Source organism: Nakamurella alba, assembly GCF_009707545.1.
Lineage (GTDB): Bacteria > Actinomycetota > Actinomycetes > Mycobacteriales > Nakamurellaceae > Nakamurella > Nakamurella alba.
Map to the genome: position 1 here is coordinate 473,521 of NZ_WLYK01000008.1, position 21,366 is coordinate 494,886.

General features: G+C 71.4%; 21 protein-coding genes. 13 read left to right on the plus strand and 8 right to left on the minus strand.

Going from position 1 to position 21,366, the window contains the following annotated elements; translation table 11 throughout:
• Positions 1–187: 187 nt before the first annotated feature.
• From GIS00_RS19925 to GIS00_RS19950, 6 genes are all read left to right on the plus strand, one after another.
• Positions 188–949, plus strand: a complete 762-nt coding sequence (locus GIS00_RS19925) for a DeoR/GlpR family DNA-binding transcription regulator (protein ID WP_154770157.1) — start codon at positions 188–190, stop codon at positions 947–949.
• Positions 946–1,944: a 1-phosphofructokinase family hexose kinase gene (locus GIS00_RS19930; RefSeq protein ID WP_154770158.1), complete on the plus strand. Its 999-nt coding sequence runs from the start codon at positions 946–948 to the stop codon at positions 1,942–1,944. Before GIS00_RS19925 ends, GIS00_RS19930 begins: the two co-directional genes overlap by 4 nt.
• Positions 1,945–1,966: 22 nt before the next feature.
• Positions 1,967–3,037, plus strand: a complete 1,071-nt coding sequence (locus GIS00_RS19935) for an NAD(P)-dependent oxidoreductase (RefSeq protein ID WP_322098191.1) — start codon at positions 1,967–1,969, stop codon at positions 3,035–3,037.
• A complete protein-coding gene (locus GIS00_RS19940; RefSeq protein WP_154770159.1) occupies positions 3,034–4,512 on the plus strand; it encodes an FGGY-family carbohydrate kinase in 1,479 nt (492 codons plus the stop codon). The genes GIS00_RS19935 and GIS00_RS19940 overlap by 4 nt, the downstream gene beginning before the upstream one ends.
• Positions 4,513–4,572: 60 nt before the next feature.
• Positions 4,573–5,412: a class II fructose-bisphosphate aldolase gene (locus GIS00_RS19945; RefSeq protein ID WP_154770160.1), complete on the plus strand. Its 840-nt coding sequence runs from the start codon at positions 4,573–4,575 to the stop codon at positions 5,410–5,412.
• Between the two features lie 95 nt (positions 5,413–5,507).
• Positions 5,508–6,971: an NAD-dependent succinate-semialdehyde dehydrogenase gene (locus tag GIS00_RS19950; RefSeq protein WP_154770161.1), complete on the plus strand. Its 1,464-nt coding sequence runs from the start codon at positions 5,508–5,510 to the stop codon at positions 6,969–6,971.
• Between the two features lie 147 nt (positions 6,972–7,118).
• On the opposite strand, the gene GIS00_RS19955 is transcribed toward GIS00_RS19950, so the two are convergent.
• From GIS00_RS19955 to GIS00_RS19965, 3 genes are all read right to left on the minus strand, one after another.
• Complete coding sequence (locus GIS00_RS19955) at positions 7,119–7,526, minus strand: glutathione peroxidase (RefSeq protein WP_407666887.1); 408 nt, start codon at positions 7,524–7,526, stop codon at positions 7,119–7,121.
• 182 nt (positions 7,527–7,708) lie between these two features.
• A complete protein-coding gene (locus GIS00_RS19960; RefSeq protein ID WP_154770162.1) occupies positions 7,709–8,281 on the minus strand; it encodes an HdeD family acid-resistance protein in 573 nt (190 codons plus the stop codon).
• Between the two features lie 217 nt (positions 8,282–8,498).
• Positions 8,499–9,803: a DUF4032 domain-containing protein gene (locus GIS00_RS19965; protein WP_154770263.1), complete on the minus strand. Its 1,305-nt coding sequence runs from the start codon at positions 9,801–9,803 to the stop codon at positions 8,499–8,501.
• Between the two features lie 98 nt (positions 9,804–9,901).
• Here GIS00_RS19965 and GIS00_RS19970 point away from each other — a divergent pair, with 98 nt between their 5' ends.
• A complete protein-coding gene (locus GIS00_RS19970; protein ID WP_154770163.1) occupies positions 9,902–10,414 on the plus strand; it encodes a mycothiol transferase in 513 nt (170 codons plus the stop codon).
• A gap of 22 nt (positions 10,415–10,436) precedes the next feature.
• Here GIS00_RS19970 and GIS00_RS19975 read toward each other — a convergent pair whose 3' ends face one another.
• Entirely contained in the window at positions 10,437–11,471 is a 1,035-nt protein-coding gene (locus GIS00_RS19975) for a LacI family DNA-binding transcriptional regulator (RefSeq protein WP_322098192.1), read from the minus strand.
• 280 nt (positions 11,472–11,751) lie between these two features.
• On the opposite strand from GIS00_RS19975, the gene GIS00_RS19980 reads away from it, so the two are divergent.
• From GIS00_RS19980 to GIS00_RS20005, 6 genes are all read left to right on the plus strand, one after another.
• Positions 11,752–12,936, plus strand: coding sequence for a phytanoyl-CoA dioxygenase family protein (locus GIS00_RS19980; protein WP_154770165.1), 1,185 nt, complete (start codon positions 11,752–11,754; stop codon positions 12,934–12,936).
• A gap of 157 nt (positions 12,937–13,093) precedes the next feature.
• Complete coding sequence (locus GIS00_RS19985) at positions 13,094–14,113, plus strand: Gfo/Idh/MocA family oxidoreductase (protein WP_154770166.1); 1,020 nt, start codon at positions 13,094–13,096, stop codon at positions 14,111–14,113.
• The gene (locus GIS00_RS19990) at positions 14,113–15,150 is read left to right on the plus strand and encodes a Gfo/Idh/MocA family protein (protein ID WP_154770167.1); all 1,038 of its coding nucleotides are present in this window, start codon (positions 14,113–14,115) and stop codon (positions 15,148–15,150) included. The genes GIS00_RS19985 and GIS00_RS19990 overlap by 1 nt, the downstream gene beginning before the upstream one ends.
• Entirely contained in the window at positions 15,147–15,983 is an 837-nt protein-coding gene (locus GIS00_RS19995; protein WP_407666888.1) for an aldo/keto reductase, read from the plus strand. The genes GIS00_RS19990 and GIS00_RS19995 overlap by 4 nt, the downstream gene beginning before the upstream one ends.
• 49 nt (positions 15,984–16,032) lie before the next feature.
• Positions 16,033–16,908 (plus strand): LLM class F420-dependent oxidoreductase, encoded by an 876-nt coding sequence (locus tag GIS00_RS20000; RefSeq protein ID WP_322098193.1) that lies wholly within the window; start codon positions 16,033–16,035, stop codon positions 16,906–16,908.
• A 34-nt stretch (positions 16,909–16,942) separates the two neighbouring features.
• Positions 16,943–17,737, plus strand: coding sequence for an alpha/beta fold hydrolase (locus GIS00_RS20005; protein ID WP_154770169.1), 795 nt, complete (start codon positions 16,943–16,945; stop codon positions 17,735–17,737).
• An 11-nt stretch (positions 17,738–17,748) separates the two neighbouring features.
• Here GIS00_RS20005 and GIS00_RS20010 read toward each other — a convergent pair whose 3' ends face one another.
• The 4 genes from GIS00_RS20010 to GIS00_RS20025 all read right to left on the minus strand — a co-directional run bounded on the left by GIS00_RS20010 (position 17,749) and on the right by GIS00_RS20025 (position 21,357).
• On the minus strand, positions 17,749–18,846 hold the full coding sequence (locus GIS00_RS20010) for a hypothetical protein (protein WP_154770170.1): 1,098 nt from the start codon (positions 18,844–18,846) through the stop codon (positions 17,749–17,751).
• Positions 18,847–18,957: 111 nt separating this feature from the next.
• Positions 18,958–20,088: a hypothetical protein gene (locus GIS00_RS20015; RefSeq protein WP_154770171.1), complete on the minus strand. Its 1,131-nt coding sequence runs from the start codon at positions 20,086–20,088 to the stop codon at positions 18,958–18,960.
• A complete protein-coding gene (locus tag GIS00_RS20020; RefSeq protein ID WP_322098194.1) occupies positions 20,085–20,570 on the minus strand; it encodes an RNA polymerase sigma factor in 486 nt (161 codons plus the stop codon). Before GIS00_RS20020 ends, GIS00_RS20015 begins: the two co-directional genes overlap by 4 nt.
• 64 nt (positions 20,571–20,634) lie before the next feature.
• Positions 20,635–21,357: a gamma-glutamyl-gamma-aminobutyrate hydrolase family protein gene (locus tag GIS00_RS20025; protein WP_322098195.1), complete on the minus strand. Its 723-nt coding sequence runs from the start codon at positions 21,355–21,357 to the stop codon at positions 20,635–20,637.
• Positions 21,358–21,366 lie beyond the last annotated feature (9 nt).

Consider the following 21,366-nt stretch of genomic DNA (forward strand, 5'->3'; position numbering starts at 1 on the left):
GGATGCCCGATCGGGTCCGCCCGATCCATACCCGAGTTGCGAGAGAACACAGATCAGGCCAGTCTTGTCGGCAGTTGCCCGGCGGCGGTGCCCGTCACAGCCGCCGGGTGATCCAGATCCAAGCAGGCAGAACCAGGCATGATCAGGCATCCCCGAGTACTCGCCGACGACGGCGGAGAGGGACCAGATGTACGCGGTGGAGCGGCGGCAGCAGATCGTCGACCGTGCGCGCCGGGACGGCCGGGTCGCGGTCACCGAGTTGTCCGAGTCGCTGGACGTCGCGCCGGAGACCATCCGCCGCGACCTGTTCGTCCTCGAGCAGCAGGGACTGGTCAACCGGGTGCACGGCGGCGCACTCCCGGCCGACCGCATCGGCTTCGAGGGCACCGTCACCACCCGGCGGGACCGGCACCCGGAGGAGAAGCTGCGGATCGTCCGGCGGGCGGTCGCCGAGGTGGCCGACGCCGAGGTCGTCTTCTTCGACGAGGGCTCGACGGTCACGCTGCTCGCCGAGGTGCTGGACCCGGACAGGCCGCTCACCGCCGTCACCCCGTCGCTGTCGGCCGCGATCGCGCTGGCCTCCCGCCCGCAGGTCTCGGTGATCCTGCTCGGCGGTCAGGTGCGGCCGCTCTCGCTGGCCTCGGCCGGCACCTGGCCGACCCGCATGCTCGCCGAGATGGTCGTCGACGTCGCGTTTCTCGGCGCCAACGGCATCACCCAGGAGCACGGGCTGACCTGCCCCGACATCGCCGTCGCCGCCGTCAAGCGGGCAGCGGTGGCCGCCTCCCGCCGGCGGGTGGTGCTCGCCGACGGCTCCAAGTTCGGCACGGACGCGTTCGCCTCCTTCGCCCGGCTGCAGGAGATCGACCTCATCATCACCGGGGCCTCCGCGCCCCGGTCCGCACTCGACGCCCTGCGGGGCAGCAAGGTCCAGGTGGTCCGCGCATGATCGTCACCGTCACCCCGGCGCCCAGCCTCGATCGCACCTACTACGCCGACGACTTCACCGAGGGCCGGGTCAACCGGGCGCGGATCTCGGAGGTCGAGGCCAGCGGCAAGGGCGTCAACGTCAGCCGGGCGCTGGCCGCCGCCGGCGCGCCGTCGGTCGCGGTACTGCCGCTGGGCGGGCCGGAGGGGCGCCAGCTCGCCGAGCTGCTCGACGCCGATGACGTTCCGTACCAGGCGATCCCGGCCGGCGTGCCGACCCGGACCAACACCACGCTGGCGGTGACCGGGCGCTCCACCACGAAGATGAACGCACCCGCCCCGGCGCTGGCCGCGCAGGTCTGGGAGCAGCTGCTGGACACCGTCGCCGGATTGGTCGGCGACGGCGACTGGGTGCTGTGCTCCGGTACCGTGCCGGCCGGCGCGGACGACATCCCGGCCCGGCTGGTCGCTCTCGCCCGTGCCAAGGGTGCGCGCAGCGCCGTCGACAGCTCCGGCCGCGCGCTGGCGATGGCGCTGGACGCCGGCCCCAACCTGGTGGCGCCGAACCACCTGGAGCTGGCCGAGATGGTCGGCGCCGATCTGAGTGCGCTGCATCCCGACGGCGGCGACACCTACTCCGGAGAGGGTGATCTCGCGCTGATCGAAGCGGCCGCCGGGTGGGCACAGCAGCTCTCGGCCCGCACCGGTGGCGCCGTGCTGGCCACCCTCGGCGCCAGCGGCGCGCTCTACCTCGGCCCGGGCGGACGCTGGCACGGCATCGCGCCGCCGATCGTCCCGGTCAACACCGTCGGCGCCGGGGATGCGCTGCTCGCCGGATTCCTGTCCGCGGCCGGACGTCCCGGCTGGACCGGCGACGCCGTCGCCGAGCCGGGGGGTGCGCTGGCCACCGCCGTCGCCTGGGGCACCGCAGCCTGTCGGATGCCCGGCACCGCAGGTGATGTCGCCGCCCTCGCCGAACCCGACCTGGTCCGCCTCAGCGCGGTCCGTTCCTCCTGAAGCCCACCGAAAGGATCACCACGTGACCTCCCCCCTGGACCTGCTCGTCGTCGGCGACGGGTTCATCCCCGGCTCGTACTACCACGACGCGCTCGGTGTGCTCCCCGCCGACCGGCAGGGTCTGCTGTCCCTGCGCGACATCCCGCTGGAGGGTGAGAAGGCCCAGCAGCACGCCGCCCAGGCGATCATGGAGGTCAAGGGTCCGGCCGGGGTCCCGTCCTCGGCCGCGATGCTGGCCGCGATGCCCGGCGCGCAGGTCCTCGGCCTGCACTTCGCGCCGGTCGGCGTCGACGTCATCGAGGCCGCAGGCGGCTCCCTGCAACTGATCTCGGTCGCCCGGGCCGGCCTGGAGAACATCGACGTGGCCGCCGCGACCGCGGCCGGGATCGGTGTCGTCCCGGCCATGGGTCGCAACGCCGGCGCCGTGGCGGAGCTGCAGATCGGCATGATCCTGGCCGAGACCCGCAACATCGCCCGGGCCGACGCCTCGATCAAGTCGGGCGGCTGGCGCAAGGACTTCCCGGGTGCCCGGGTGGAGATCGCACACTCCACGGTCGGCATGGTCGGCTTCGGCCACGTCGGCCGGATCTTCGCGCAGCGGATCTCCGGGTTCGGCCCGACGCTGCTCGCCTACGACCCCTACGCGAGCGCGGAATCGCTGGCGGAGTCGAACGTCTCGAAGGTCGACGACCTGACCGAGCTGTTCGCGCGGTCGGACTTCATCCTGGTCCAGGCCCGGCTGTCGCCGCAGACCCAACGGTTCATCGGCGCCGAGCAGTTCGGCGCGATGAAGCCGTCGGCGTACTTCCTGAACATCGCCCGCTCCCGCCTCGTCGACTACGACGCGCTCTACGACGTGCTGGCCGACGGCCGGATCTCCGGTGCCGCGCTGGACGTGTTCGACGACGAGCCGCTGCCCGCCGACTCCCGCTGGCGGTCGCTCGACAACGTCACCATGACAACGCATTTCGGTGGTGACACCGAGGGCACCAACATCCAGTCGGCGCGCATGGTCGTCGCCGCGGCGGCGGAGTTCGCCGCCACCGGCAGGGTCGCGGCCGCGGTCAACGGGAAAGAACTGGGCTGGGCGTGACCGAGTACCTGCTGGGACTGGACGCCGGTCACACCGTCATCAAGGCGGCGCTGTTCGACGACCGTGGGCGCGAGGTGGCCATCGGGTCCCGGCCGACCGCGACGTTCAGCCGCCACCCGCGGTGGCAGGAACGCGACATGGACGTGGTCTGGGAGTCGGCGGCCGGCGCCATCTCCGACGCGCTGCAGGCCTCCGGCATCGACCCGGTGCTGGTCCGCGGCGTCGGCATCTCGGCGCACGGGGACGGGCTGTACCCGGTGGACGCGGACGGCCGGCCGGTCCGGCCCGCCCTGCTGGCCACCGACACCCGTGCGCTGCCGTACATCTCGCACTGGGCCGGCGGAGCGGTGGCGGAGGAGCTGCTGGCGATCACCGGGCAGGTACCGGCCGCCTACACCCCGCCGGCCACCCTGTCCTGGCTGCGCGACAACGAGCCGGTGGTCTTCGCCCGGATCGACCGGATGCTGTTCTGCAAGGACTGGCTGCGGCTGCAGCTGACCGGCGAGATCGCCACCGACCCGACCGAGGCCGCGGCCGGACTGTTCGACGTCGGCCGCCGGGAGTGGTCGCCGAGGGCCGCGGAACTGACCGGGCTGGAGGGGATCTCGCGGATCCTGCCGCCGGTGCTGGGCAGCACCGCGGTGGCCGGCGAGGTGTCCCCGGAGGCCGCTGCGAAGACCGGTCTGGTACCGGGCACGCCGGTCGTCACCGGCTCGCACGACGTGCACGCCACCGCGCTCGGCATCGGCGCCCTGGTGCCCGGCGCGGTCAGCGCGATCATGGGGACGTTCAGCATCAACCAGCTGGTGCTCGACCACCCCGAGCCCGGGATCCGTTGGCAGGCCCGGTGTTCGGTGACCGAGCAGCGGTACCTGCTGATGTCCACCTCACCGGCCGGCGCGACCGCCGCCGACTGGGCCCGCTCGGTACTGGCGCAGCAGCCCGGATCGGTGGGCGAGATCGTCGACGGCGCACTGGCTCCCGGACCGTCCGCGGATGACCCGCTCTTCCTGCCGTTCGTCTACGGCACCCAGCTGGACCCGCCGATCGGTGGCGCGTTCACCGGGCTGCGCGGCTGGCACGGACCGACCGACATGCTGCGGGCCGCCCTGGAAGGCGTGGTGTTCACCCACCGCCATCACCTGGAGGCGCTGCGGGAGGCCGGGCCGATCGACACCCGACCGGTGCGGCTGGCCGGCGGCGGCAGCCGCAACGAGGCGTGGACCCAGCTGTTCGCCGATGCCACCGGGCTGGCGGTGGAGGTCACCGACGCGACCGAGGCCGGAGCCCGGGGCGCGGCCATGCTGGCCGGTGTCGGCGCGGGGGTGTTCTCCTCGGTCGACCAGGCCGCCGACGAGTGTGTCACCGTGCTGCGCCGGCAGGACCCCGATCCCGCCCGGCGCGAGGTGCTCGACGAGCGCTACGCCCGCTTCGAGGCCACCATGGCGGGCCTGCAGTCCGCCGAACCACGCTGAACCTGCACCCTCAACCCGAGCACCCCGACCCGAGCACCGAGAGCGAAGGACACACCAGACATGCCTCTGACCGGACCCGGCGAGATCCTCGCCGCCGCCCACGCCGGCTGGACCGCGGTCGGCGCCTTCAACGTCATCCAGATCGAGCACGCCGAGGCGATCGTGGCCGGCGCCGAGCAGGTGGGGCTGCCGGTGATCCTGCAGCTGTCGGAGAACACCGCGAAGTTCCATCGCGGCCTGACCGGTCTGGGCAGCGCGGCGCTGGCCATCGCCCGGCAGGCCACGGTGCCGGTGGTCGTCCACCTCGACCACGCCGAGAGCGAGGAGCTCATCGACGAGGCGGTGGAGCTCGGCTTCCCGTCGGTGATGTTCGACGCGGCCGTGCTGCCCTACGACGAGAACGTCGCCCGCACAGCGGCTGTCGTCGCGCGCTGCCGGGAGCGCGGTGTCGCGGTGGAGGCCGAGCTGGGCGAGGTCGGCGGCAAGGACGGAGCGCACGCCCCCGGGGTGCGGACCGATCCGACCGAGGCAGCCGCGTTCGTCGCGGCCACCGGGGTCGACTCGCTGGCCGTGGCCGTCGGCACCTCGCACGCCATGTCCGACCGGTCGGCGGTGGTCGACCTGGACCTGATCCGGTCGCTCACCGCGACGGTGCCGGTGCCGCTGGTGCTGCACGGCTCCTCCGGGGTCGACGACCCGCACCTGGCCGAGGCGGTCGCAGCGGGCATCACCAAGGTCAACATCGCCACCCGGTTGAACCAGGTGATGACGGCCAAGGTGCGCGAGGTGCTCGACGCCTCCGCCACCGTCACCGACCCGCGCAAGTACCTCGGCCCGGCCCGCGACGCGGTCGCCGCCGAGGTCGCGCTGCTGCTGCGGTTGCTGCACCGGTCCTACTGAGCCCCTCGCCGGATGCGGACGCTCCGGCGGTGGCAGGATCGTGCGGGAACGCCCGCCGGCGGCGGGCATCGCGACGACGAGCAGGAGGCAGCGCCATGTCGGTGACCACGCAGCAGATCGACGACCTGATCGGGTCGGTACCGACCGGGCTGTTCGTGGGTGGTGCGTGGTCGGACGGCCCGCGGTCGCTGCCGGTGGAGAACCCGGCGACCGGCGACGTGCTGACCGAGATCGCCGATGCCACACCGGCCGACGGCATGGCGGCGCTGGACGCAGCGGTCGCCGCGCAGGCGGACTGGGCGGCCACCGACCCGCGGGCCCGCGGCGAGATGCTGCGCAAGGCGTTCGAGCTGCTCACCGCGCGGGCCGACGACTTCGCCCTGCTGATGACGCTGGAGATGGGCAAGCCGCTGGCCGAGGCCCGCGGCGAGGTCACCTACGGCGCCGAGTTCCTGCGCTGGTTCTCGGAGGAGGCCGTGCGGATCTCCGGCCGCTACTCGGTCGCACCGTCCGGCGGCACCCGCCTGCTGACGATGAAGCAGCCGGTCGGCCCGGTCTTCGCGATCACCCCGTGGAACTTCCCGCTGGCCATGGGCACCCGCAAGATCGGCCCGGCGCTGGCCGCCGGCTGCACCGTGGTGATCAAGCCGGCCGCCCAGACCCCGCTCACCACATTGGCTCTCGCCGCCGTGCTCACCGAGGCCGGGGTGCCGGACGGGGTGGTCAACGTGATCACCACGTCGCACTCGGGGGCGGTGTCCGAGCCGATCATCCGGGACCGGCGGCTGCGCAAGCTGACCTTCACCGGGTCCACCCCGGTCGGTCGGCGGCTTATCGAGCAGTCGGCGGAGCAGGTGCTGAAGGTGTCGATGGAACTCGGCGGGAACGCCCCGTTCCTGGTGTTCGCCGACGCCGACCTGGACCGTGCGGTGGACGGCGCGATGCTGGCCAAGATGCGCAACATCGGCGAGGCGTGCACGGCGGCCAACCGCTTCCTGGTGCACGAGTCGGTGGCGGCGGAGTTCTCCCGCCGGCTGGCCGAGCGGATGGGTGCGATGAAGGTCGGGCCGGGGATCGAGGACGGCGTGCAGGTCGGGCCGCTGGTGGATGCCGCTGCGGTGCAGAAGGTCTCGGAGCTGGTGGCGAACGCGGTCGACTCCGGTGCGAAGGTGCTGACCGGCGGGGACCGGATCGACGGACCGGGCCACTTCTTCCGCCCGACGGTGCTGACCGAGGTGCCGGTCACCGCCGACGTCTTCCGCGAGGAGATCTTCGGCCCGGTCGCCCCGGTGCTCACCTTCGCCGACGACGACGAGGGCATCCGGATGGCCAATGACACCGAGTACGGGCTGGTGGCCTACGCCTTCACCCAGGACCTGACCCGGGCGCTCACCGTCTCCGAGCGGCTGGAGACGGGGATGGTCGGCATCAACCAGGGCATCGTCTCCAACCCGGCCGCGCCCTTCGGCGGCGTCAAGGCCTCCGGCCTCGGTCGCGAGGGCGGCGCCGAGGGCATCGAGGAGTACCTGGAGACGAAGTACGTCGGCATCGCGTTGTAAAGAGCACAGTCGTCGGCATCGCGTTGGGAGCCGACACAGTCGTCGGCATCGCGTTGTGGAAAGCGGGCTTGGTCCGTGGAAGTGGCGGCTATGACCGCCACTTCCACGGACCCAACGCGGAGCCGGCCCAAACCGGGTTGCGCAGGATCAGGCGGGAAGAACTGCCTCGATGGCGGCGCGGATCTCCGGCGCGTCGGGCTCGGTGCGCGGGCGGAAACGACCGGCCACGGTCCCGTCGGGCGCGAGCAGGAACTTCTCGAAGTTCCACTGCACGTCGCCGGCCTCACCGGCGGAGTCGGTCACCTCGGTCAGCGCACTGTAGATCGCATCCTTGCCGTCGCCGTTGACCTCGACCTTGTCCGACATCGGGAAGGTGACACCGTAGGTGGCGGAGCAGAACTCGGCGATCTCCTCCGAGGTGCCCGGCTCCTGTCCCATGAACTGGTTGCACGGGAAACCGATGACGGTGAACCCGCGGCCGGACAGCTCCTTCTGCAGCGCCTCGAGCCCGGCGTACTGCGGGGTGAGCCCGCACTTGGAGGCGACGTTGACCACGAGCGCGGCGCGGCCGGCGGCCAGCCCGCCCAGCGTGGTGGCCGCCCTGCAGGGTGGTCACGGGCAGGGACAGCAGATCGGTCATCGGGGCTCCCGGTTCGTCGGACACTCTTCCTCCAGGCCACAACGGTGGCCGGGAGAAGATCATTCCTCAGGCGAAGGGCCTCCCGGCGACCGGGGCGTCAGGCGCTCGCGCCCTTGCCCGCGGACTTCAACGTGAACGCGGCCATGATCAGGAAGATCCCGGAGATCAGTGCCCAGATGCCGATCAGCCAGAGGATGCTCAGGATGCCGTCGAACGGCGAGACCACCAGCGTGACACCGAAGATCAGCGCCAGGATGCCGGTGATCAGCATCCACAGCCAGCCGTTGGTCTGATCCGTCTTGCGCAGGGTCCAGGCCGACCCGATGGCGGTGATCCCGCCGACGATCGCCCAGAATCCGATGATGAACAGCAGCACCAGCGCGGTCGCACCCGGCCAGGCCAGGGTGATGATGCCGGCGACGATGCCGAGGATGCCCTGGATGTAGTACCAGGCGGTCGACTTGCCGCTGCCCCGCTCGGAGAAGCCGTGCATGATCGAGGTGACGCCGTCGAAGATGAAGTAGACGGCGAGCAGCGCGATCAGGAAGCTGAGCGCCGCACCCGGCGCCGCCAGCGCGATGATGCCGAACAGCACGGCGATGATGCCGCGCACCAGCAGCAGCCACCAGAACCTGGCGGCCAGTCCACGAACCGTTCCCACAGCGTCCATCGGTTCCTCCCGAGCCTGATCGGAATTGGTCCTGCCGGGCGCCCGGACGGGCGTCCGCAACGTCACCTGGTCCCAACGCCTCTACACCTGATCACCAGCAGTATGCGACCTCGATGATCACGTACCCGGCACCGACCCGGCCAAGCAGTTGTCCCGCCGGGCGGAGACGGCTGCGAACGACGGCGATCGCGCGCCGTTCAGGAGTCGTCGCCGGGGCTCAGTCGCCGTAGCGCAGCGCCGCGGCCTCCCAGGCCTCCTCGTCGAGCCCGCCGCCGTCCTCGTCGGCCCACATCATGCCGTTGCCCATCAGATCGGGGTCCAGCATGGCCTTCTCGTCGGGCCGGTAGCGGAGCACGGTGTCCAGGTAGGAGTGGACGGCGTCCTCGATGGAGACCTCGTGCCCGGCCGCCTCGGACAGGAACCACCGGTGCTCCAGCACCTCGTGGAAGATCTCGGCCGGTTCCAGTTTCTCCCGCAGCGCCGGCGGGACCGCCTCGATCACCGGCTCGAACACGTCGGTCACCCAGTGCCGGGCGACGGTGTCCTCGTCGACCTCTGTCTCCGGCAGCACGGCCTGCGAACGGTAGGTGTCCAGGTCGTTGAGGATGCGGCGGGCCTGGTTCTCCTGCACCGCGAGGCCGGTCAGGTCGAACAGCCGGCGCCGGTGGTGACCGGCCTCCACCACCTGGGTCTGGACGAGAACGTGCGGCTCGCCTTCCTTCTCGTTGACCTGGATCTGTGCGACGTCGTAGCCGAGGCGGTTGAGCCGGCGCAGCCGCTTCTCGATCCGCCACCACTCGTCGGCGCCCATGGTCTGCGGCGCGGTGAGCTCGGCCCAGAGCTTCTCGTACCGCTGGATCACCGACATGGCGGTCTCCAGCGGGTCGACCTGCTCGGGCAGCAGGCCGGACATCTGCAGGTCGAGGAGTTCGCCCGCCAGGTTGGTCTCGGCGATGTCCAGGTCCTGCAGCCGCTGGCCGTTCGACAGCGCGCCGGGGCGCAGCTCACCGGTCTCCGCGTCCACCAGGTAGGCGGCCAGCGCGCCGGCATCCCGCCGGAACAACGTGTTGGACAGCGAGCAGTCCTTCCACGCGAAACCCACCAGGTGCAGCCGGACCAGCAGCTCGGCCAGCGCGTCCAGGGTCTTCGGTTCCAGGTCCGGGTCCAGCCGGCGGGAGAACAGTGCGCGGTAGGGGAGCGAGAACCGCAGGTGCTCGGTGACCAGGGCGGCGTCCAGCGGGTCGCCCTCCGGGGTGGTCCGGCCGGCGACCACGCCGACCGCCTCGACCACCGGGACCCCGAGCTTGGCCAGTCGTCGCAGCTGGTCGTACTCGTGCTCGGCCAGGCCCCGGTCGATCTCCTTGATCGCGTAGACCTTGCCGCCGATCCGGACGAACCGGACGATGTGCCGGGAGATGCCGCGGGGCAGGCTGACGAGCTTCTCCCGCGGCCAGTCCGCCAGCGCGGTCGACCACGGCAGCGTCAGCAGATCCGTCGGATCGGGTCCACTGCCGAATTGCATGCGCACGCGTGTCAGCCTGGCACAGAACGGGCGGCCGGGAGCGTTGCAGACGGTGGATGCGGGCACCGACCCCGCGTCAGCCGCTCCGAGGAGGAACGATGAGCAGTGCAACCGACCTGTTGGTGGACGCCTTCGACCGGGTGCAGGAGGTGTCCCGGGCCGCCGTGGCCGACCTGGACGAGCAGCAGCTCACCGCCCGGCTGGACGCCGACGCGAATTCCATCGCCTGGCTGGTCTGGCACCTGACCCGGGTGCAGGACGACCACGTCTCGGCCCTGGCCGGGCAGGAACAGGTGTGGATCAGCGGCGGCTGGGCCGACCGGTTCGCGCTGCCGTTCCCACTCGACGGCATCGGCTACGGCCAGTCCTCCGCCGACGTCGCGAAGGTGCACGACATCCCGACGGACCTGCTGGTCGGCTACCAGGACGAGGTGCACGACATGACCGTCGAGTACGTCGGTGCACTGTCGGCCGCGGACCTGGCCGAGGTGGTCGACGAGAACTGGGACCCGCCGGTGACGGCCGCGGTCCGGCTGGTCAGCGTCGTCTCGGACACCCTGCAGCACGCCGGCCAGGCCGCGTTCGTCCGCGGCATCCTGCTGCGCCGCTGACTCCCGGCGCCGAACCACCGGCTCACCGGTCGGTGGGCGGCAGGTTCCACGGGGTGACGACCTGGACCGCGGAGTAGGCGGACCGAGGACGGCCGGGCAGCGCACCCTGCGCCTGCATCACCATCAGGCAGGCGTTGCGCACGTCCTCCTGCAGGTCGTGGTGCAGCACGGCCGAGAGTTCGCCCTGCAGCAGCATTTCCACGTTGACCCGATCCAAGTCGTGGCCGACGAAGACGGTGCAGCGGCGGCCCAGCTCTGCGAACACCGACAGCGTGGTGCGGTTCGCGTCGGAGCCGTACATCGAGTAGACCGCGGTGACGTCCGGGTGTGCACGCAGGGTGTCGAGCAACTGGGTGCGCCGCTGCTCGGCGGTCCCGCTGCGGGTGACCGCCTCCACCAGCCGGCGGCCCGGGGCGAGGGTGCGCAGCGTGCTGCGGAATCCCATCTCGCGGTCGTCCTCGCCGCGGAAGGTGCCGTCGCCGCGGGTGATCATCACCCCGTCCGGGCGGTCGCCGAGCCACTGCTGGACCAGGTAGGCGGCGGTGGCGCCGGCCGCCCGGTTGTCCAGACCGACATAGCCCTGGCGCACGCTGGTCGGCAGGTCACTGGCCAGGGTGACCACCGGGATCCGTGCGTGCTCGAGACGCCTGACCGCGGCGACGATCTCGGGGGAGTCCGGGCCGATCAGCACCACTCCGTGGGAGCCCTTGCGCAGCACCTCGTCCAGCCGGGCCGCCTGCTCGCGGGCCGGTGCGCCGTCGGAGAAGTGGAAGCGGCAGCGCAGCACCGCCGGCCGCATCCGGGGCAGTTCCGCCTCGAACGCCTCCCGGACGGCCGAGGTGAACACCGCCGGACTGTCCAGCACGACGTCGAGCAGGAACGTCCGCCCGCCCAGTCGCACCTGGGACCGCTGCCGGCCCAGGTCCTCGATGGCCCGTTCCACCTCGGCCACCGTGCCTGCCCGCACCCCGCCCCGGCGGTGCAGCACCCGGTCCACCGTCGCCTCGGACAGGCCCGCCTGCTGGGCGATCTCCCTGATCCGGAACGTATGGGCCACGCCGGTGATTCTGAGGGGACCGTGCTGGTCCTCGCAAGATCGGATTCCGTGGCCGGATCGGTCCGGTCGCTGTTCAGGGTGTCCTTGCGCCAGTCGATCCCGGCGGGTCCGGGCCGCCAGGACGGCGCAGCTTCCTGATGGGTTTTTGAGGGGTTCTGCGGGTGGTGGCCCCGGCCACACCCTCCTACCGTTGTGGCATCCGCGGAACACCGCCCGGCACCGGCCGGGGACACCGATTCCGACCGCAGCCCGGTCGACCACAGGGAAGTGAGATCCGACCATGAGTGCACCTGCCGCCCGCCGTCACGGCGCCGACGTCTGGCTCCGCCGCGAGGACTGCTCGATCGAGGAGTTCCGCACGTCGGTCGAGGCCGACGTCACCGACCCGGCCGACTACCCGTACGCCTCCGCCGTCGAGCGCGGCGTGCTGCTGTACGGGCCGGAGCTCGCGCAGAAGGTGACCGATCCAGCGGTGCGCCGCGAGGTCCAGGCCGAACTGGTGGCGGCGCTGATGGACGGCCCCGGCATCGTGGTGTTCCAGGGGGCGTTCGCGCCCGAGGTCATCGACCGGGCCACTGACGCCTTCAACCAGATGCTCGCCGCGCAGAAGGCGGCCGGCGTCGTCAGTGGCGACCATTTCGCGAAGCCCGGTGCCAATGACCGGATCTGGGGCGCGCTGGACAAGCTGGCCGTCGCCCACCCGGACGTCTTCGCCGACTACTACGCCAACGACATGCTGGCGCTGGCGTCGAGCGCCTGGCTGGGTCCGAACTACCAGGTGACGTCGTCGCTGAACATCGTCAACCCCGGCGGACAGGCCCAGACCGCCCACCGTGACTACCATCTCGGGTTCATGCCGTTGGAGACGGCGGCCGGCTACCCGGCGCACGTGCACCGGCTCTCGCCGGTGCTGACCCTGCAGGGTGCGGTCGCGCACTGCGACATGCCGGTGGAGACCGGGCCTACCATGTACCTGCCGCACTCGCAGAAGTACCTGCCCGGCTACCTGGCCGCCGGTCTGCCCGACTTCGTCGGGTACTTCGCCGAGAACTACGTGCAGCTGCCGCTGCGCAAGGGCGACGCGGTGTTCTTCAACCCGGCGCTGTTCCACGGCGCGGGCACCAACCACTCGGCCGACGTCCGCCGCATGGCCAACCTGCTGCAGGTGTCCTCGGCCTTCGGGCGGGCGCTGGAGAGCGTCGACCGGGTGGCGGCCTCCGCCGCCGTCTACCCGACCCTGCTGGAGCGCAAGGCCGCCGGCGCCGACGCCGCGACCCTGCGCAACGTGGTCGCCGCCGCCGCCGAGGGCTACCCCTTCCCGACCAACCTGGACCGCGACCAACCGGTCGGCAGCCTGAACCCGGAGACCCAGGCCGAGCTGATGCTGCGGGCTCTCGACTCCGGTTGGGACGCCGAGCGTTTCGTCACCGAACTGCGGGCCCAGTACGAGCGCCACCAGTCCTGATCCCCCGGAGTACACCGCCAACCCGGCCGCGGGTCGCGCACATCCCTGCCCCGCAGGTGATGTCGCGGCCCGCGGCCTTCGGCGGGTTCCGGGGCGTCCGATACATCCGCCAGCACCGCACCACTCACCGCCGAGCAGACCGCAGGAGCACCGCACCATGGCAACACCACACACCGGGGACATCAGGGTCGGCGTCATCGGGGCCGGGATCATGGGCGCGGACCACGCCCGGCAACTGCGGGCGTGGGTGCCCGGTGCGGTCCCGGCGATGATCGCCGACATCGACGCCGTGCGGGCCGCCACCGTCGCGGACGAGCTCGGTGCCCGGTCCACCGACGACGCCGAGGCGCTCATCGCCGACCCCGGGGTCGACGCGATCCTCATCGCCTCGCACGACTCCACCCATGCCGACCTGTGCCGGGCCGCGGTCCGGGCCAACAAGCCGGTGCTGTGCGAGAAACCCTTGGCTCCCTCGCTCGCCGAGTCCGCCGAGCTGCTCCGGGACGTCGGCGACGGCGCCGGACTGATCTCGCTCGGCTTCATGCGGCGGTTCGACCCGGGCTACGTCGAGCTGAAGCGGACCGTGCACAGCGGCGAGGTCGGCCTTCCGCTGGTGCTGCACTGCGTCAGCCGCGGCGTGACATCCGGTCCGGGCGCGACCTCGGAGTCCAGCGTCACCGGCTCCAGCATCCACGACCTCGACATCGTGCCGTGGCTACTGGACTCGCCGGTGGTGGAGGCGGCCTGGCTGGCCGGCCGGCAGTCCCGGGAGAACACCACCCTGCAGGACCCGCAGGTCATCCTGCTGCGCACGGCCGACGGTGTGCTCACCACGGTGGAGACCTATCTGAACGCCCGGTACGGCTACGACGTGCGCTGCGAGGCGGTGTGTGAGACGGGCACCGTGTCGGTCGCCGAGCCGTCCCCGGTGGTCACCGACCGGTCGCTGTCCCGCGGCATCGTCTACGCCGCCGACTGGCGACCCCGGTTCGCCGAGGCCTACCGGCGCGAGCTGACCGCCTGGATCGGCGCTGTCGCCACCGGTGCGCAGAACACCGCGCTCGCCACCGCCCGCGACGGGCTCGTCGCATCCGCCGTCGCCGAGGCGGTCATCACCTCCATGCACAGCGGCGGGGCGTTCGTCCCGGTGTCCGTCCCGACGATCACGGAGTCCTGATGCCCCAGCAGTTCTCGCTCCCGGCCACCACCGTTCCCGACCCTCGAGAGGCGCCGGCACTGCGCTGGGGGATCCTCGGCACCGGCTGGATCGCCGAACGGTTCGTCGCCGCGCTGCTCGCCGCCACCGACCAGCGGGTGGTGGCCGTCGGGTCGCGGTCGGCAGGGTCCGGCAAGGCCTTCGCCGCCGAGCACTGTCCGGAGGCACGGGCACACCCGTCCTACGAGGATCTGGTCGCCGACCCGGATGTCGACATCGTCTACGTCGCCACCCCGCACAACGCGCACCTGCCGCACGCCGAACTGGCGATGCGGGCCGGCAAGCACGTGCTCATCGAGAAGCCGATCGCCATCAACGCCGGGCAGGCCCGCCGGATCGCCGCGATCGCGGCGGAGACCGGGGTCTACTGCGCGGAGGCGATGTGGAGTTTCTTCCTGCCCAAGTTCGACGTGATCCGGCAGGTGCTGGCCGCCGGGGTGCTCGGCGAGTTGCGTTCCTTCATCGCCGATTTCGGCGAGCACTTCGACGACGACCACCGGATCCTCCGGCAGGACCTGGCCGGCGGCCCGATGCTCGACCTCGGCACCTACCCGGTGTCGCTCGCGTTGTCGGTGCTCGGTGTCCCGGACGACGTGGTGGCCCGCGGGACCGCGGCGCCGAGCGGGGTGAACGGCCAGGTCGGCATGATCCTCAGACACGGCGCCGACCGGCAGTCGGTGGTGCACACCTCGCTGTTCTCCACCACGCCGACCGGCGCGATCATCGGCGGCACCGATGCGGTGCTCACCATCCCGGGTGTCTTCTACCGCCCCGGGTCGTTCCGGGTGGACTTCCACGACGGCCGCGCGCCGCTCGAGTACGTCGAGGAGCCCTACGGCTACCACGGTCTCGCGTATGAGGCGGCCGAGACTGCCCGGCGTATCGTCGCGGGCGAGGTGTCGACACCTGTCCGGCCTTTACGGGACTCGATCGACACCCTCGCGACGATGGACGAGGCGCGCCGGCAGATCGGTGCCGCCTTCGACGAGGAGAAGTGATGGAACTGCCGGCACTGGAGCTCAACACCGGGCGGCTGATCCCGCAGATCGGCTTCGGGACGGCGCGGCTGCCCGACGAGGAGGTCCGGGTACTGGTGCGGGATGCACTGGCGCTCGGCTACACCGCCATCGACACGGCCGCCAGCTACGACAACGAGATCGGCGTCGGGCAGGGCCTCGCCGACTCCGGTTTGCGCCGCGAGGACCTCTACGTCACCACGAAACTGCGTGGGGCGGATCAGGGTTCGGCATCGGTCAAGCACGCTCTGCGGCAGAGTCTGGACCGGCTGGGCCTGGAGTACGTCGACCTGTACCTGATCCACTGGCCGCTGCCACGGCTGGACCGGTACGTCGAGTCGTGGATCGCGATGACCGAGCTGGTCGACGAGGGCCTGGTCCGTGACATCGGCGTCTCCAACTTCACGCCCGAGTACCTGGACCGGCTGGCCGCCGAGTCCGACACGGTGCCGGCGGTGAACCAGATCGAACTGCACCCGAAGTTCCCGCAGCAGGCGCAGCGCGAGGACGACTCGGAGCGCGGGATCGTCACCGAGTCCTGGTCACCGCTGGGCCAGGACGGGTCGCTGTTCACCGATCCGACAGTGCTGTCGATCGCCGACCGGTACCGCAAGACCGCGGCCCAGGTGCTGATCCGTTGGCACCTGGACCAGGGCCTGGTGGTGATCCCGAAGGCGTCCAGTCCCGCACGCATCGCGCAGAACCTCGACGTCCTCGACTTCGCCCTCGACGAGCAGGATCTCGCCGCGATGGCCCGGCTGGACACCGGGCAGCGGGTCAACGGCCAGCACCCGGCGGAGTACGAGGAGTTCTGATCCGCCGGGTGATCTTGCCATCGGTGGACGGCGGCACCAGGCTGGACCGGTGGACATCGGACTGCACGCCCTCGGGATCGGCAACGGCGCCCGGCGCGAGGTGATCGACGCGGTCGCCCGGGGCGCGGAGGCCCGCGGCTTCTCGACCCTGTGGGCCGGCGAGCACGTTGTGATGGTCGACGACGGGGCGTCGCGCTACCCGTACACCGACGACGGCCGGATCGCCGTGCCCGCCGAGGCCGACTGGCTGGATCCGATGATCGCGCTGAGCTTCGCCGGCGCGGCCACCTCGACGATCCGGCTGGCCACCGGTGTGCTGCTGCTGCCGGAGCATTCGCCGGTGGTGGTCGCCAAACAGGCGGCGTCGCTGGACCGGCTGTCCGGCGGACGGCTGAGCCTCGGTGTCGGCGCCGGCTGGTCGCGGGAGGAGTTCGAGGCCCTGGGCGTCCCGTTCCGGCGCCGCGGTGCCCGACTGGAGGCCTACGTCGACGCGATGCGCACGCTCTGGCGCGACGACGTGGCCGGCTTCCACAGCGAGTTCGTCGACTTCTCCGGGATCCGGGTCAACCCGAAACCCGTTTTCGGGGACCGACTACCGGTGGTCATCGGCGGCAACAGCGACACCGCCCTGGACCGGGTCGCCCGGATCGGGGACGGTTGGTACGGCTTCAATCTCGAGGACGTCGGGCACGTCGCCGAGCGGGTGTCGTTCCTCCGGGAGCGCTGCGAACGGGCGGGCCGGGAGGTCGCCCGGCTCCGGTTGTCGGTCGCGCTACGTTCGCCCGCACCGGCGGACCTGCCGCGGCTGTCGGCGCTCGGCATCGACGAGCTGGTGATCGTCGACGGGCCGCCGGAGAGCCTGGCCGACGTCGATTCTTGGCTGGATGCGCTGGCCGGCAGGTGGATGATGCCGTCCGGTCGATGAAGGCGGTCTCGGCGGTGTCGCTACTGTCCTGATCATGGTCGATCACGTCACCACCACGCCGCACCCGGTGGGCTGGAGCTCCGAGGGCAGCGGACCCGCGCTGGTGCTGCTGCACGGGCTGGGCGGCGACCGCAACTTCTGGGCCGCCGAGATGTCCTCTCTTGCACAACGTTTTCGGGTCATCGCACCCGACCTGCGCGGCTCCGGCGGGACCCCTTCCGGTCCCGACGGTCACCGGATCGCCGATCTCGCCGACGACGTCGCTGCGATCCTCGACGACATCGCGGTCGAGACCGCCCACGTGGTCGGCTTCTCGATGGGCGGACTGGTGGCCCAGGCATTCGCGGTACGGCACCCGGGTCGGTTGCGTAGGCTGGTGCTCGCGTCGACCTACGCCGTGATGAACCCGCAGTCCCGGATGTTCCTGGACGCGGTGCGGGATGTGGTCGTGTCCACCGGCTCGATGCGCGCGGTGTACCCGCTGGTCTGCCCGTGGCTGTTCTCGCTGGAATTCCAGGCCGATCCGGCGAACGCCGCCTGGTTCGAGACACCCGCCGACGACGGCGAGTCGCCCTCGGGCTGGCTCGCTCAGTACGCCGCGCAACGGGAGTTCGACGGAACCCCCGATCTGGCCGGGATCTCGGCGCCGACCCTGGTCCTGCACGGCGCCGCCGATGCGCTGGTCGCCGGGTCCGACGCCCTGGCCCTCGTCGAGGGCATCCCCGGCGCCGGCCTGCGGGCCTTCGCCGGAGCGGGTCATCTGATCAATCTCGAGCTACCGGGCGAGTTCCTCGGCGAGGTCGGCGACTTCCTGACCACCCGTCGCTGACCCGGGACTCCTCAGCCGTCGATGATCTGGTCCAGCATCGGCACGATCGTGCCGAGATCGTCTGGGCTGCCGGCCGCGAGGCTGCCGTTGTCCACCGCGGGCGTGCAGTGCGGGCTGACCCGGATCAGCACGGTCGGGCCGTCCGCGTAGCTGAACCGCACCGTGTACAGGTGGTCCTCGTTCGCCGGTTCACCGTCCGGCGTGCAGCTGCCCTGGCTCGGACCGTCGACGGGCAGGTCGTTGAACCCCGCCACCAGGGCCGGATCCGCCGGGACCGTGCGCAGGGTCGGATTCAGTTGGTCCCGCCAGGTCGCCCGGCCCACCTCGACCTCAGTGGCACCGGCCGGCACCATCTCCAGCTGCTGCCCCCAGCGCCCCTGGTTGTAGCTCGCGCAGTTGTAGTCCTGCGGGCACGACTCGAAGATCTCTTCGATGGTCAGCCAGCGGCCGGCGCGTGAGCTGGAGATCAGCTGGTGGGCGCGGTTGACATCTGCGGTGTCCCTGCCGTTCCCGAGCTTCGAGCAGAGGTTGGTGTCGGCGGAGATCCACACCGTGCTGCCGTCGGCATAGGTCAGGCCGTACAGCACCGTGTCGGTCATGGACTGCCCGGCCGCGGGGCAGACGCCGCCGGCTCCGTCCAGATCGGTCGGCCAGGAACGGATCTCGCCGACCATGGTGGTGAGATCGCCGGTCAGTACCGAAGCGACCGGCCCGGACTTCCCGGGCTCGCCGGACGGCGTCCCGAACCGGTAGCGGCAGGTGAGCGCGTGGGTCGGGATCTCGTCGGGGACCAGAGTGTCGAAGTCGCGGGTGGGTTTCGTCGGCACCCAGCGTCCGTGGATCGGTGGCCCGTCGGGTGCCAACTCGGCCGGGCAGGTCGCCGGGGTGGCTGCGGCCTCCGACGTGCCGACCGGAGGAGGTGCTTCCGACGTCGTGCTGTTGCCGGCCGATGGCCGAGGAGCGGCCGGTGAGGCGACGTCATCGGAACGCACCAGCAGCACGGTGCCGACGACGACCGCGATCACCGCGACCGCGACCAGCGCCGGCCAGAACCGCCGCAGCGGACTGCGGCCGCCCGCCGTCGAGTCGTTGTCCTGCTGTTGCGTCATCCCGCCCCCTGGCTCCGAGCCGATGTGCTCGCTCTCGTGACCAGGATGATCCCTGCCCTTCCGCGTCGACGGAAGCCCCGGCGAAGGATAGGTCGGCCAGTACGGCGGGCCTCAGCCGTCGACGATCTGGTCCAGCATCGGCAGGATCGTGTCGAGATCGCCCGCATCGCCACCGCTGAGGCTGCCGTTGGAGAAGAACGGTCCACAGGACTCATTGATCAACACCATGACCTCGGGTCCTTGCGGATAGCTGAAGCGCGCGATGTAGTAGCGGTGGGAGGACAGCGCCGGGTCCCGCGGAGTGCAGGACCTGGGCGACGGTGCAGTGGAGAATGCGTTCAGTGCGTCGACCAGACGCTCATCAGCCGTCGCCTCGCCGCTTGCCGTCGGCGGGCCAGGCGAATCGGAACGGGAGACCTCGACACCCGTGGCGCCGGGCGGGACCATGTCCTGCTGCTGGCCCCATCGGCCGCTCACGTCGATGCAGGCATCAGTCGACGGACACTCGCCGATGATTTCGTCCTTCGGGATCCAGCGTCCGGCGGCTGCGGACTGCACAAGCTGACCGGAACCCAGAACATACGAGAACTGGTCGCCGTTACCGAGGTTCGTGCAGATCTGCGTGTCCGCTCCCAACCAGACGGTAGATCCGTCGCCGTAGGTGAAGGCATACAGAACGCTCTGAGTCTTCGACTGCCCGACCGCGGCGCAGACGTACGGCCGGGCTTGTCCCGGCAGCGCCGTCGGCCAATAGCGGATCTCGTCGACCATCGCCGCGAGGTCGCCTCCGATGACCCCGGCCGCCGGCCCACTGTTCCCGGTGGTCGAGAAGGTGTAGGTGCAGGTGACCACCGACACCGGAATCTCGTCGGGAAGGAGGCGGTCGATCTCGCGGGTGGGCGCTGCTGGAACCCACGGACCCTTGGTGGAGTCCTCCGGCCGTTGTAGTTCGGCAGGACACTCGGTCGGAACAATTGTCGGCGCCGACGACATCGTGCTGGCGGGAAGGTTGTCGGTCGACGGCGGTGACGCCGGCCCGGAGACTCTGTCATTGCGGACCACCAGCACCGTGCCGGCGACAACTGCGATCACCGCAGCAGCCACGAGTGCCGGCCAGAACCGGGTGACCGGACCTCGGCGGGAGACCAAGCGCTGGTTGATGTCCCAGGCCTCGGGGGAGACGCTCACCGCATCGGCCCGACGAGCGAGGTCGGCGCGCAGGTGGTCCTCGAAGTCGGTCATGGTGCTTCCCTCGCTTCGGTCAGGGCGGCGCGCAGTGCGGCCAGCCCGCGGGACAGGTGGGTGCGGGCGGTCCCGGCGGACACGCCCATCGAGGCGGCCAGGTCCGCGTCGGACAGATCCAGCCAGTACCGCAGGACCAGGGCCTCCCGGTGTCGCGGTGAGAGTGCCTGCAGCGCAGCGGCGGTCGCGCTGGTGTCGGCGGCCAGTACCTCGTCCTCGGCGCTCGGAACCGTGCCGCGCGACACCGGCTCACGATGCTTGTCGACCACTGTCAGATGACGCGCCCGCGACCGGCAGAGGTTGACCACGGTGGTACGCAGGTAGGCCCGGGCCGCTTCCGGATCCCGCAGCCGGTGCATCCGGCCGTGCAGCCGGACGAACGCCTCCTGCGCGATGTTCTCCGGATCGTCGGCGCCGAGCAGGGTGGCCAGCGCCGTCATGCCCCTGAAGTGCGCGTCGAACAGCCCGCGGTACCCGTCCACCCCACACCCCCTGTCCGGCCTCTTACTTTCATGGACTCCCGGCCGGCCGGAATTGTTGAGGCGCTCAGGCGCGGGCGACCTGCCGATCGGCGGCCGCGGCCACCAGCCCGGCGAAGAGGCGGAGGTCGGTGTCGGTCTCCGGGTGCCACTGGACGCCGACGACGAACCGGTCGCCCGGCGCCTCCATCGCCTCGAGGATGCCGTCGGCGCACCAGGCGGCGGGCGCGAAACCGGGGTGCTCGGCGACGGACTGGTGGTGGTGGCAGGGCACGGTCAGGTGCCCGCCGTCGAGCAGCGCCGCCACCCGGGTCCCTGCCACCGGATCGACCTCGATCGGGCCGTAGAGACCGGGGCCGGGGGAGTGCCGGTCGTGACCGGCGACGTCCGGCACGTGCTGGTGCAGCCGACCGCCGGCCCGCACCGCCATCACCTGCATGCCGCGGCAGATGCCGAGCACCGGCAGATCGAGGTCGTCGGCGGCGTCCAGCAGGGCCAGCTCGGACACGTCCCGGTCGTCGCGCCAGCCGGCGGTCGCGGCGTGCGGCAGCTCCCCGTAGCGGGAGGGGTTCACGTCGGCGCCGCCGGCGATCACCAGGCCGTCGAGCCGGGACACCAGCGCCGCGGCGTCGTCGCCCGGACCGAGCGGCGGCAGCAGCACCACTGCGCCCCCGCCACCTCGTACCGCCTCCACGTACCGCTCCGGCAGCAGTGCGGCCCGGACCGCCTCCCAGCTCCCCCAGGAGGCCGGCTCGGTGTAGGTGCTGATGCCGATCACCGGTCGCGCCACGCACGCCTC

What these genes read in the sequence shown, in the direction of transcription:
- GIS00_RS19925 (WP_154770157.1), top strand. Translation starts at nt 188, where the DNA reads ATGTACGCGGTGGAGCGGCGGCAGCAGATCGTCGACCGTGCGCGCCGG.
- GIS00_RS19930 (WP_154770158.1), top strand. Translation starts at nt 946, where the DNA reads ATGATCGTCACCGTCACCCCGGCGCCCAGCCTCGATCGCACCTACTAC.
- GIS00_RS19945 (WP_154770160.1), top strand. Translation starts at nt 4,573, where the DNA reads ATGCCTCTGACCGGACCCGGCGAGATCCTCGCCGCCGCCCACGCCGGC.
- GIS00_RS19950 (WP_154770161.1), top strand. Translation starts at nt 5,508, where the DNA reads ATGTCGGTGACCACGCAGCAGATCGACGACCTGATCGGGTCGGTACCG.
- GIS00_RS19960 (WP_154770162.1), bottom strand. Translation starts at nt 8,281, where the DNA reads ATGGACGCTGTGGGAACGGTTCGTGGACTGGCCGCCAGGTTCTGGTGG.
- GIS00_RS19965 (WP_154770263.1), bottom strand. Translation starts at nt 9,803, where the DNA reads ATGCAATTCGGCAGTGGACCCGATCCGACGGATCTGCTGACGCTGCCG.
- GIS00_RS19970 (WP_154770163.1), top strand. Translation starts at nt 9,902, where the DNA reads ATGAGCAGTGCAACCGACCTGTTGGTGGACGCCTTCGACCGGGTGCAG.
- GIS00_RS19980 (WP_154770165.1), top strand. Translation starts at nt 11,752, where the DNA reads ATGAGTGCACCTGCCGCCCGCCGTCACGGCGCCGACGTCTGGCTCCGC.
- GIS00_RS19985 (WP_154770166.1), top strand. Translation starts at nt 13,094, where the DNA reads ATGGCAACACCACACACCGGGGACATCAGGGTCGGCGTCATCGGGGCC.
- GIS00_RS19990 (WP_154770167.1), top strand. Translation starts at nt 14,113, where the DNA reads ATGCCCCAGCAGTTCTCGCTCCCGGCCACCACCGTTCCCGACCCTCGA.
- GIS00_RS20005 (WP_154770169.1), top strand. Translation starts at nt 16,943, where the DNA reads ATGGTCGATCACGTCACCACCACGCCGCACCCGGTGGGCTGGAGCTCC.
- GIS00_RS20010 (WP_154770170.1), bottom strand. Translation starts at nt 18,846, where the DNA reads ATGACGCAACAGCAGGACAACGACTCGACGGCGGGCGGCCGCAGTCCG.
- GIS00_RS20015 (WP_154770171.1), bottom strand. Translation starts at nt 20,088, where the DNA reads ATGACCGACTTCGAGGACCACCTGCGCGCCGACCTCGCTCGTCGGGCC.